An 11039-nucleotide genomic window follows, 5' to 3' on the forward strand; every position below is an offset into this window, starting at 1 on the left:
ACGGGACATGACCGACACCGACCAGCACGCAGCAGCCACCGACCCCGCACTCCTCAACGCCCTGCGCGAACACGTGCAGGGGGCGCTGCCGGCGACCATCGCCGACCTGTCCGCCCTCGTCCGCCTGCCCTCGGTGTCGTGGTCGGCGTTCGACCCGGCGAACGTGCGGGCGAGCGCCGAGGCCGTCGCGGACCTGGCCCGGTCGACCGGGGTGTTCGCCGCGGACGACGTCCGGATCGTCCGCTCCGCGTTCGAGGGCACCTCGTCCGACGTCGCCGAGGAACACGCGGACGAGCAGCTCGGCCAGCCCGCCGTCCTCGCCGTCCGCCCCGCCCGGAACGGCAAGCCGACGGTGATGCTCTACGCCCACCACGACGTCCAGCCGCAGGGCGACGACGCACTCTGGGACACGCCGCCGTTCGAGCCGACCCTCCGCGGGGACCGCCTCTACGGCCGCGGCGCCTCGGACGACAAGGCCGGCGTGATGACCCACATCGCCTCGCTCCGCGCCCTCCACGCCCAGTTCGGTGACGACCTCGACCTCGGTGTCGTGCTGTTCGTCGAGGGTGAGGAGGAGTTCGGCTCCCGGTCGTTCCGCACCTTCCTCCGCGAGCAGAAGGAGCACCTCGCCGCCGACGTCATCGTGGTGGCCGACAGCGACAACTGGTCCGCCGAGGTCCCGTCGATCACGGTGTCCCTCCGTGGCAACGTCACGTTCAAGCTCACCCTGACGACGCTCGAGCACGCGAGCCACAGCGGCATGTTCGGCGGAGCGGCCCCCGACGCGATGATCCCGATGGTGCGCCTCCTCGCCTCGCTCCACGACGACGACGGCTCGGTCGCGGTCGAGGGGCTCACCTCGTACGACGGCCCGGTCCCCGAGCGCTCCGACGAGGAGCTCGCGTCCGACGCCGCCCTGCTGCCGGGCGTCCGTCCGGTCGGCACCGGTCCGGTCCTCAGCCGGATGTGGTTCCAGCCGTCGATCACCGTGACCGGCATGGACGTACCGAGCGTCGCGAACGCGTCGAACACGCTCCTGCCCACGGTCTCGGCGCGCGTCTCGGTCCGGATCGCCCCCGGTCAGTCCGCGGCCGACGCGTACGAGGCCGTCGAGCGCCACCTCCGGGCACACGTGCCGTTCGGCGCCCGCCTCGAGATCAGCGAGCCCGACGCCGGTGACGGCTTCCTCGTCGACACCGCCGGCTGGGCCGTGCAGGACGCGCGGACGGCGATGCGCGAGGGATGGGGCGCCGACGCCGTCGAGCAGGGGATCGGTGGGTCGATCCCGTTCGTCTCCGACCTCGCTGCGGAGTTCCCGGACGCGCAGATCCTCGTCACGGGCGTCGAGGACCCGGACACCCGCGCGCACAGCCCGAACGAGTCGCAGCACCTCGGCGTCCTGCACCGCGCGATCGCGTCCGAGACGATCCTGCTGGCACGGCTCGCGACGCGCTGACGCGCTGCAGGACGGACGGGAGGCCCGTGGCGGCGCCGCCACCGGGCCCACGCCCGCCGGTGCCGGCGTGACGCGCCAGCGGCGCGTCGGCCGTCCCGGGTGGGGAGCCTCCCGTCCGTCCGTGCTCTCTACGGGGCTGCGTCCCTCCACAGCGCGCACCCGCCTGCTGCGCGCGTCGGTGGCGCGTGCTTACAATCGTCACGAGGCGCGGTGATCCGCACCGCCCGGAGGGAGACGCGCGATGAGCGACACCATCACCGAAGCGCAGACCGCCACGGCGACCGAGACGCCGACGCACGGCGTGCAGCTGAGCGACGCGGCCGCGGCGAAGGTGGCGAGCCTCCTCGAGCAGGAGGGCCGCGACGACCTCCGCCTGCGCCTCGCCGTGCAGCCCGGTGGCTGCTCGGGACTCATCTACCAGCTCTACTTCGACGAGCGCATGCTCGACGGTGACACCACCGCCGAGTTCGAGCCCGGAGTCGAGGTCGTCGTCGACAAGATGAGCGTCCCGTACCTCGACGGCGCCACGATCGACTTCGAGGACACCATCCAGAAGCAGGGCTTCACGATCGACAACCCCAACGCGCAGGGCAGCTGCGCGTGCGGCGACAGCTTCCACTGACGCCCACCAGCCGACACGCGAGCGGGGAGTGACCGGACAGGTCGCTCCCCGCTCGCGTTCGTCCCGGTCAGAGCGGCGTCGACGGCTGCGGATCGGGGCCACGCGGGACCCGGGTTGGCACGAGCTGTCCCCGGCTGCGAGTAAGCTAGGAGTGTTCCAACCAAGCTGGGAGCGGGCCATGAGCGACCTTCGTGTCGCGGCCGCTCCGGGTTCACGTCTTTGCGAGAGGTCATAGTGCGTTCGAATCGCCGTATACGTTGGGCGGCCATCCCGGTGGCCGTCGGTCTGGTCGTCGCACTGGCTGGCTGCACGCAGCAGCAGCTCAACGGATGGCTCCCCGGCACGGAAGAGACGCGCGACGTCACGAACCACACCAGCCGCATCGTCGGTCTGTGGACCACCAGCTGGGTCGTCCTCCTCGCGGTCGGTCTGATCGTCTGGGGCCTGATCATCTGGGCCGCCATCGTCTACCGCCGTCGCAAGGGCCAGACCGGCCTGCCGGTGCAGATGCGGTACAACATGCCGCTCGAGATCTTCTACACGATCGTCCCGCTCATCCTCGTGCTCGGCTTCTTCGCCTTCACCGCGAAGGACCAGGCCGCGATCGAGCAGCCCTTCGCCAAGGCCGACGCGACGATCCACGTCTACGGCAAGCGCTGGGCGTGGGACTTCAACTACATCAACGAGGACGACAAGTCCAAGAGCGTCTACTACCAGGGCATCCAGGCCCAGGAAGAAGAGAACGCCAACGGCGCGATCGACGAGTCGCAGCTCCCGACGCTGTACCTGCCCCAGGGCAAGAAGGTGCACATCGAGCTGTCCTCGCGCGACGTCAACCACTCCTTCTGGGTGATCGACTTCCTCTACAAGAAGGACATGATCCCCGGCAAGCAGAACGACGAGTACTTCATCCCCGAGAAGCTCGGCACGTACCAGGGCAAGTGCGCGGAGCTCTGCGGTGAGTACCACTCCCTCATGCTCTTCCAGGTGAAGGTCGTCACGCCGACCGAGTACCAGAAGTACCTCGACTCCCTCGCGGAGCAGGGCAAGACGGGGCTCCTCGGCGACGAGTACAACACCAACACGAACGAACCGAACAACAAGGCGCCCGTGACGGCGTCCGAGAACGATTAGGGGCTCCGTCAGATGACCACGTCGCTCGTCGGCCAGCCGGCGGCAGGCACCACGACCCTGGACTTCCAGGCGTCGAAGGTGGGCCGCAAGGGCAACATCATCGTCCGGTGGATCACCTCCACCGACCACAAGACCATCGGGTACATGTACCTGATCGCGTCGTTCATCTTCTTCCTGCTCGCGGGTGTGATGGCGCTCGTCATCCGCGCCCAGCTCTTCGAGCCCGGCCTGCACGTGGTCGCGACGAAGGAGCAGTACAACCAGCTCTTCACGATGCACGGCACGATCATGCTGCTGCTCTTCGCGACTCCGCTCTTCTCGGGCTTCGCGAACGCGATCATGCCGCTGCAGATCGGTGCGCCGGACGTCGCCTTCCCGCGACTCAACGGCTTCGCCTTCTGGCTCTACGTCTTCGGCGCGCTCATCGCGGTCGGCGGCTTCCTCACCCCGCAGGGTGCGGCCTCGTTCGGTTGGTTCGCCTACGCGCCACTGAGTGACACGACGTTCACACCGGGACTCGGTGGGACGCTCTGGGTCTTCGGTCTCGGCATGACCGGCTTCTCGACGATCCTCGGCGCCGTGAACTTCATCACGACGATCATCACGATGCGCGCCCCGGGCATGACGATGTTCCGCATGTCGATCTTCACGTGGAACACCCTCGTGACGGCGCTCCTCGTCCTGATGGCCTTCCCGGTCCTCGCGGCGGCGCTGTTCGGCCTCGGCCTCGACCGCGTGTTCAACGCCCAGATCTTCAACCCTGCGAACGGCGGGGCGCTCCTCTGGCAGCACCTGTTCTGGTTCTTCGGCCACCCGGAGGTCTACATCATCGCGCTGCCGTTCTTCGGCATCGTGTCCGAGATCTTCCCGGTGTTCAGCCGCAAGCCGATCTTCGGGTACAAGACCCTCGTCTACGCGACGATCTCCATCGCGGCCCTCTCGGTCACGGTGTGGGCGCACCACATGTACGTCACCGGTGGCGTCCTGCTCCCGTGGTTCTCGCTCATGACGATGCTCATCGCGGTCCCGACCGGCGTGAAGATCTTCAACTGGGTCGGCACGATGTGGCGCGGCTCGGTGACGTTCGAGACGCCGCTGCTCTGGTCCGTCGGCTTCCTCATCACCTTCACCTTCGGTGGTCTCACCGGTGTGATCCTGGCGTCGCCGCCGCTCGACTTCCACGTGTCCGACTCGTACTTCGTCGTCGCGCACTTCCACTACGTGGTGTTCGGCACCGTCGTGTTCGCGATGTTCGCCGGGTTCTACTTCTGGTGGCCGAAGTGGACCGGCAAGATGCTCAATGAGCGCCTCGGCAAGATCCACTTCTGGCTGCTGTTCATCGGCTTCCACACGACGTTCCTCATCCAGCACTGGCTGGGCGTCATCGGCATGCCGCGTCGCTACGCGACCTACCTGCCGAACGACGGCTTCACGTGGATGAACCAGCTGTCGACGATCGGCTCGATGATCCTCGCGATCTCGTTCCTGCCGTTCATCTACAACATCTACGTCACCGCGCGGAACGCGCCGAAGGTCGCCGTGAACGACCCGTGGGGCTACGGCCGCTCGCTCGAGTGGGCGACCAGCTGCCCGCCGCCGCGCCACAACTTCACGTCGATCCCGCGGATCCGTTCCGAGTCTCCGGCGTTCGACCTGAACCACCCCGAGGCCGGTGTGCCGATCGGTGTGGGCCCGGCGAAGGACGCCCCCGACGCCCCGACCTACGACGCCGCGAAGGGCGAGGTGAAGTAACGCCATGCGCGCCAACAAGAACCTGTTCTGGATCCTGTTCGTCTTCTTCATCCTCGCGGATGCCGCGTACACGATCTGGTCGATCATCTACTACAACGGTGTCGTCGAGTGGGTCGGCACGGTGTCGATCGGTCTCACCGGGATCATGTCCGCGTTCATCGCGTTCTACCTCGGCAAGGTCATGTCCTCGCAGGGCGGTGTCCTCCCCGAGGACCGCGCCGACGCGAACATCGAGGACGGTGACGCCGAGCTCGGACACTTCAGCCCGTGGTCGTGGTGGCCGATCCTCCTGGCCTTCGCCGTGGGCATCTGCTTCCTCGGCGTCGCAGCCGGTCTCTGGCTCGTCCCGATCGGCATGGCGTTCGTTGCCGTGACGCTCGTGGGCTGGGTCTACGAGTACTACCGCGGGAACTTCGGACACTGACCTTCTCCAACCCCTGACGGACTTCGGGCGGCACCACATCCGGTGCCGCCCGAAGTGCGTCCGGACCACGGCCGACGGTCGCTCGACCGAGCGGCAGCCCCACCCGGGCGACACACCAGAACGACTCCCCGGCCCCGAACCGGGAACAACCCGGCCCGCAAGCGGCTTGACTCGAAGCGGACCACCCCCACCACAGCGAAAGGAGTCACCTCAGGTGACCGACAAGCGCACCCTCATCATCTTCGGCGCGACGGGCGACCTCGCCTCCCGCCTGCTGCTGCCGGGCCTCGGCACGTTCCTGCAGAGCGGTCGAGCGGTTCCCGTCCAGCTGATCGGTACGGGCCGCAGCGCCCGGAGCGAGGAGCAGTGGAAGGACGTCGTCACGAAGTCGTTCGCGTCGCAGGACGTGAAGGGCCCGGAGGTCGACGCGACCCTCGAGTCGACGCAGTTCATCCAGGGCGACCCGACCGACCCGAAGCACCTCGAGGCGCTCCTCGCGGCCGCCGACGCCGAGCCGATCCTCTACTTCGCGCTCCCGCCGCAGATCGCCTCGGACATCTGCGAGGCGCTGCAGGAGGTCGAGCTCCCCGAGGGCACGACGCTCGCGTTCGAGAAGCCGTTCGGTACCGACGTCGCGAGTGCCGAGGCGCTCAACAAGACCGTCCTCGAGCTCGTCCCCGAGGAGCGCGTGCACCGCACCGACCACTTCCTCGGTCGCACCACGGTGCTCAACATCATCGGCCTGCGGTTCGCGAACCGCCTCTTCGAGCCGATCTGGAACGCGGACAACATCGAGAAGGTCGACGTCTTCTACGACGAGACCCTCGGCCTCGAGAACCGCGCGCAGTACTACGACGAGGCCGGCGCCCTCGTCGACATGATCCAGTCGCACCTGCTGCAGATCCTCGGACTCGTCACGATGGACGCTCCGGCCGCCATCGACGCCGTCGAGTTCCGTTCCTCGCTCGCCCGTGTGCTGCGGTCGACGCGGCTCAAGGGCGACGACCCCAAGGTCGCGTCCCGCCGTGCCGTCTACACCGAGGGCACGATCGACGGCAAGGAACTGCCGTCCTACCAGGACGAGGACGGCGTCGACAAGACGCGCGGCACCGAGACGCTGGCCGAGATCGAGGTCGAGGTCGACACCGCCCGCTGGGCCGGCGTGCCGTTCACGCTCCGGTCCGGCAAGGCGCTCGGCGCCAGCCGCAAGGAAGTGCTCATCACCTTCAAGCCCGTCACGCGCCTGCCCTCCGGTCTGACCGGTCGGCCGAAGCAGGACACGCTGCGCATCGTCCTGAACCCGGACGAGATCGAGCTGAGCGTGTCGGCGAACGGCGGCGGCAACCCGTTCGAGATGGGCCAGGTCACGCTGTCCTCGTCGTTCGACGACGGTGAGCTCACGCCCTACGGCGAGGTCCTCAACGGCATCTTCCACGACGACCCGCTGCTCTCCATCCGCGGTGACGTGGCCGAGCGCTGCTGGGAGATCGTCGAGCCGGTCGTCGACGCCTGGAAGGCGAACGACGTCCCGCTCGAGGAGTACCGCGCCGGTTCGCGCGGCCCGGCGGACTGGGTGAGCTCGTCCTGACGGACGCCCCTGTCGTGCCCTGAACGGGCGCAGGAGACGGACGGGAGGCACGGTGCCAGCTGGCACCGTGCCTCCCGTCCGTCTCGTGCGGTCTCAGGACGCGGTGCCGGCGCGCTCGCCCTCACCGGTCCAGGAGCGCGTGCCGCCGTCGTGGACGGCGAGGCGCGTGCGGTGCCCCGCCGACGCGCCGCGGGCGCGCGCGATCGCGTCGGCCGCCGAGACGAGCGTCAGGTGCGACAGCGCCTGCGGGGTGTTGCCGATGTGGTGCCCCGTCGCGACGTCGATCTCCTCCGACAGCATGCCGACATCGTTCGCGAAGCCGACGAGCACGTCCATGAGGCGCTCGGCGTCCTCGATCCGGCCGGAGGCGGCGTACTGCTCGACGAGCCAGAACGAGCAGGCGAGGAACGGGTGCTCGCTGCCGGACAGGCCGTCGAACCCGGCCTCGGTGCGGTAGCGGAGGACCAGTCCGTCCTCGCCGGTGCGGAGGTCGTGCTCGATCGCGGCGACCGTGCCCGTCATGCGTGGGTCGTCGGCCTTCACGTAGCCGATCTGCGGGAGCACGAGCAGGCTCGCGTCGACCTCGTCGGTGTCGTAGTGCTGCCGGTAGCTGTTCCGCTCCGGGTTCCAGCCGTGCTCCTCGATCTCGGCGCGCACCTGTTCGCGGAGCGTGCGCCAGCGGTCGACCGGGCCCTCGAGGCCGAACTCCTCGACGGCTGCGACGCCGCGGTCGAACGCCGCCCAGATCATCGCGCGGGAGTGCGTGAAGTGGCGCCGGGGTCCCCGCATCTCCCAGATGCCGTTGTCCGGCTCCTGCCAGTGCTCCTCGACGTACCCGAGCAGGGCCCGCTGGAGCGCCCAGGAGTCGGCGTTCTCCTCGACGCCGAGCTCGCGGGCGTCGTGCAGGGCCGCGAGGACCTCACCGAACACGTCGCCCTGGTACTGCGTGTACGCCCCGTTGCCGATCCGGACCGGCGTCGAGTGCGCGTACCCGGGCAGCTCGTCGAGGGTGCGCTCGGGCAGGTCCCGCTCGCCCGCGACGCCGTACATGATCTGCACGTCGGCCGGGTCGCCGGCGATCGCGCGGAGCAGCCAGCCGCGCCAGTGCGCGGCCTCGTCGCGGTACCCGTGCGCGATCAGCGAGGCGAGGGCGAGCGAGGCGTCGCGCAGCCACACGTACCGGTAGTCCCAGTTGCGTTCGCCGCCGGGGTCCTCCGGGAGGCTCGTGGTCGCGGCCGCCACGACGCCGCCGGTCTCACCGTGGGTCATGGCGCGGAGGAGGAGCAGCGACCGTCGCGTCGCGTCGACGTACCGGCCGTGGGTGCGGACCGGCGTCATCCAGTCCTCCCACCAGCGCGTGGTCCGGTGCAGTGCCGCGGTCACGTCGAGGGGCTCCGGCGGCTCGCGGTGGGACGGGTACCAGGTCAGGACGGTGTCGAGGACCTCGCCGTCCCGCACGGTCGTGGTCGCCCGGTGGTGGCGGTCGTGCGAGCGGAAGCGCGGACCGCGCACGACGACCGAGCCGGGGCCGGCCGTGGCGAGGAGTGCGGGGTCCTCCTCGCCGCCGATCTGCCGCACCCACGGCAGGGCCCTGGCGTAGTCGAACCGGATCGTCAGGACCTGCTCGACCTCGACCTCCCCGCGGAGTCCGCGGACGCGACGCACGATCGAGGCCCGGTGTGCGCCCATCGGCATGAAGTCCGTGACCTCGACGACGCCGGTGCTCGTCGTCCAGACCGTGGAGAGGACCAGGGAGTCACCGACGTAGCGACGGTGGACGGTGGCGTCCTGGTCGGTGGGACGCAGTGACCAGCCGCCGTGCTCGGCGGACCCGAGCAGCGCCGCGAACGTGGACGGGCTGTCGAAGCGGGGGAGACAGGCCCAGTCGACCGTGCCGTCCCGCGTGACGAGTGCCGCGGTGTAGGTGTCGCCGATCAGGGCGTGGTCCTCGATGCGCGCAGAGTGCATGCCCCGATCGAACCACGCCACCGCCCGGCGGACGCTGCGCTGAAGAGGTGCTCAGCCGGGTGCGCCGCGTCCCGGGAACTGGTCGGCTGCCGCGGGCTCGCCCGGGAGCGTGTCAGTCGGCCTCGACGACCCCGACGCGCTGCAGCTCCGTCCAGAGTCCGGCGCCGTCCGGCGCGAACACCCACGGTGCCGCCGAGTCACGCGACCGCTCCTGCGCCTTGGAGCGGCCACCGGCGAGGACGGCCTCGCTCGTGGAGAGCTGCCGGATCGCCACCGCGGCGACGTTGTCCGGGTGCTCCCGCGAGAACTCGCCGTACAGCGACTCGTCGTGCTGGCCGTCGTCGCCGACGAGCAGCCACTGCACGTCCGGGAAGTCACGGGCCAGACGCCGGAGGTTCTCCTGCTTGTGCAGCTGTCCGCTCCGGAAGAAGCGGTCGTGCGTCGGCCCCCAGTCCGTCAGCAGCAGGGTGCCGGTCGGGTACATGTTCCGGGTGAGGAAGCGCTGCAGGGTCGGCGCGACGTTCCACGCGCCCGTGGACAGGTAGACCGTCGGGGCACCGGGGTGCTGCGCGAGCACACGTTCGTAGAGGACGGACATGCCCGGCACCGGACGTCGTGCGTGCTCGGTGAGGACGAACGAGTTCCACGCCGCGAGCATCGGGCGGGGGAGGCTCGTCACCATCACGGTGTCGTCGATGTCGGAGAGCAGCCCGAAGCGGGTGTCCGGGTGCACCACGAAGACGTCGGCCTGGACGGCCCGCGTGCCCCCGGCGGAGAGCTCGATCGTGCGCCACCCGGGCTCGAGGTCGATCGGGACGATGGCGTCGACCACACCGCCGCGGTCCGACTGGACGACGTGGCTGCGACCGCCGGCCGTGATCGTGACCTCGGCCGAGTCGACCGCCACGCTCGTGAAGCTGCGCCACCCGCGGACCCCGATGTACGAGGCGTCCGAGGCGAGCCCGCGGCGGGTGAGCAGCACGCGCGCGAGGACGCGGACCCAGCCCGGGGCGCCGTACCCGGTGTAGGGGATCACGGTGGGGACGAGTCCGCGGCGACGGGCGCGCTGCTCGCGGAACTCCTGTACGGCGTCCTCGATGCGTGCCGCTCGGTGCAGGATCGGCTCGGCCAGCGACGGCTCGTGGGGAGTCGGGTCGGGCATCGCCCCATCATTCCACGCCGGGGCGTCGCCGGACCCGAGGTCGCTCATCCTCGACCGGGAGAGTCGCAGCCGAGTTCCAGACGAAGTCTGCGACCATGGGCCGGACACCACCGCGCACCTGTCGTGTGGACGGTGAAACACAACGCACCGCGCGGGCCACCGCGTGGGGAGCGCGTCGAGGACGCGAGAAGGAGTACACGTGCTCGTCACCGAGGTTTCGAACGCACTGCCGGGGGGATCATCACTGCTCAGGAACGAGCCGGTCCAAGCCCGCAGTTCGGCGCGCCTCGCCGGTCTCCTCGACGCCGCCGCCGCGGTCATCGACGAGATCGGGTTCGAGCGCCTGACCACGGCCATGGTCGCGGAGCGCGCCGGGGCGTCGATCGGCACCGTCTACCGCTACTTCCCGGACCGCATCGCCGTGGTCGAGGCCCTGGCCATCCGCTGCACCCAGCGTCTGGCCGCACGCTTCGTCGACGCGCTCGAGTCCAGCGGCGCGACCGACTGGAAGGCCGGCTGCGACGCGCTCATCGACATGACGGCCGAGATGTACCGCACCGAGCCCGGGTTCCGTGCGATCGGCTTCGGCGACACCGCCGACGCCGGCACGGGGGACGACGAGGACCGGATGGCCGCGCTCGGGGGCGCCGTCGGCCAGGTCATGCGTGAGCGCTTCGACCTGCCCGCGGGCGAGGCGGTGGACCGGGCGTGGACCGTCCTCGCCGAGTCGGGGCACGCCGTGCTCGCGCGGGCGCACGCCGACCGCGACCAGCCCGACCGGGCGCTGGTCGAGGCCTACCGCACGATGACGCACAGCTACCTCGAGACGGTCCTCCGCGACGCCTGAGTCGCAGCCGCCCATCCGCCGACGCCCGCGCTCCGAAGAGGAGTGGCGGGCGTCGTCGCGTCGGCGTCCCGGTCGTGCTCGCTGTC

The 11039-nt window shown here is 69.9% G+C and carries 9 protein-coding genes; 7 read left to right on the forward strand and 2 right to left on the reverse strand.

Going from position 1 to position 11039, the window contains the following annotated elements:
• Positions 1-7: 7 nt before the first annotated feature.
• The 6 genes from ACIPYW_RS15445 to ACIPYW_RS15470 all read left to right on the forward strand — a co-directional run bounded on the left by ACIPYW_RS15445 (position 8) and on the right by ACIPYW_RS15470 (position 6976).
• Positions 8-1456 carry a dipeptidase gene (locus ACIPYW_RS15445; protein WP_400415061.1) on the forward strand — a complete coding sequence of 483 codons (1449 nt, stop codon included), beginning with the start codon at positions 8-10 and terminating at the stop codon, positions 1454-1456.
• Positions 1457-1697: 241 nt separating this feature from the next.
• On the forward strand, positions 1698-2078 hold the full coding sequence (locus tag ACIPYW_RS15450; protein ID WP_058725877.1) for an iron-sulfur cluster assembly accessory protein: 381 nt from the start codon (positions 1698-1700) through the stop codon (positions 2076-2078).
• A 234-nt stretch (positions 2079-2312) separates the two neighbouring features.
• Entirely contained in the window at positions 2313-3212 is a 900-nt protein-coding gene (gene coxB, locus ACIPYW_RS15455; protein WP_290132076.1) for a cytochrome c oxidase subunit II, read from the forward strand.
• Positions 3213-3224: 12 nt separating this feature from the next.
• Positions 3225-4964, forward strand: a complete 1740-nt coding sequence (gene ctaD / locus ACIPYW_RS15460; protein ID WP_290132075.1) for a cytochrome c oxidase subunit I — start codon at positions 3225-3227, stop codon at positions 4962-4964.
• Between the two features lie 4 nt (positions 4965-4968).
• The gene (locus ACIPYW_RS15465) at positions 4969-5388 is read left to right on the forward strand and encodes a cytochrome c oxidase subunit 4 (RefSeq protein ID WP_400415065.1); all 420 of its coding nucleotides are present in this window, start codon (positions 4969-4971) and stop codon (positions 5386-5388) included.
• Positions 5389-5602: 214 nt separating this feature from the next.
• On the forward strand, positions 5603-6976 hold the full coding sequence (locus ACIPYW_RS15470) for a glucose-6-phosphate dehydrogenase (RefSeq protein WP_400415067.1): 1374 nt from the start codon (positions 5603-5605) through the stop codon (positions 6974-6976).
• Positions 6977-7069: 93 nt separating this feature from the next.
• On the opposite strand, the gene ACIPYW_RS15475 is transcribed toward ACIPYW_RS15470, so the two are convergent.
• Together ACIPYW_RS15475 and ACIPYW_RS15480 are read right to left on the reverse strand one after the other, a co-directional pair.
• Entirely contained in the window at positions 7070-8965 is a 1896-nt protein-coding gene (locus ACIPYW_RS15475; RefSeq protein ID WP_400415070.1) for a glycoside hydrolase family 15 protein, read from the reverse strand.
• 91 nt (positions 8966-9056) lie between these two features.
• A complete protein-coding gene (locus ACIPYW_RS15480) occupies positions 9057-10106 on the reverse strand; it encodes an App1 family protein (RefSeq protein WP_290132071.1) in 1050 nt (349 codons plus the stop codon).
• Positions 10107-10305: 199 nt separating this feature from the next.
• Here ACIPYW_RS15480 and ACIPYW_RS15485 point away from each other — a divergent pair, with 199 nt between their 5' ends.
• Positions 10306-10953, forward strand: coding sequence for a TetR/AcrR family transcriptional regulator (locus ACIPYW_RS15485; protein WP_400415073.1), 648 nt, complete (start codon positions 10306-10308; stop codon positions 10951-10953).
• Positions 10954-11039 lie beyond the last annotated feature (86 nt).

The sequence above is a fragment of the Curtobacterium sp. NPDC089689 genome (assembly GCF_044749145.1).
In the GTDB taxonomy this organism is placed as follows: domain Bacteria; phylum Actinomycetota; class Actinomycetes; order Actinomycetales; family Microbacteriaceae; genus Curtobacterium.

Excerpts from the sequence above, each read along its gene's own strand:
- ACIPYW_RS15445 (WP_400415061.1), top strand. The coding sequence starts at position 8 with ATGACCGACACCGACCAGCACGCAGCAGCCACCGACCCCGCACTCCTC.
- ACIPYW_RS15450 (WP_058725877.1), top strand. The coding sequence starts at position 1,698 with ATGAGCGACACCATCACCGAAGCGCAGACCGCCACGGCGACCGAGACG.
- ctaD (WP_290132075.1), top strand. The coding sequence starts at position 3,225 with ATGACCACGTCGCTCGTCGGCCAGCCGGCGGCAGGCACCACGACCCTG.
- ACIPYW_RS15465 (WP_400415065.1), top strand. The coding sequence starts at position 4,969 with ATGCGCGCCAACAAGAACCTGTTCTGGATCCTGTTCGTCTTCTTCATC.
- ACIPYW_RS15480 (WP_290132071.1), bottom strand. The coding sequence starts at position 10,106 with ATGCCCGACCCGACTCCCCACGAGCCGTCGCTGGCCGAGCCGATCCTG.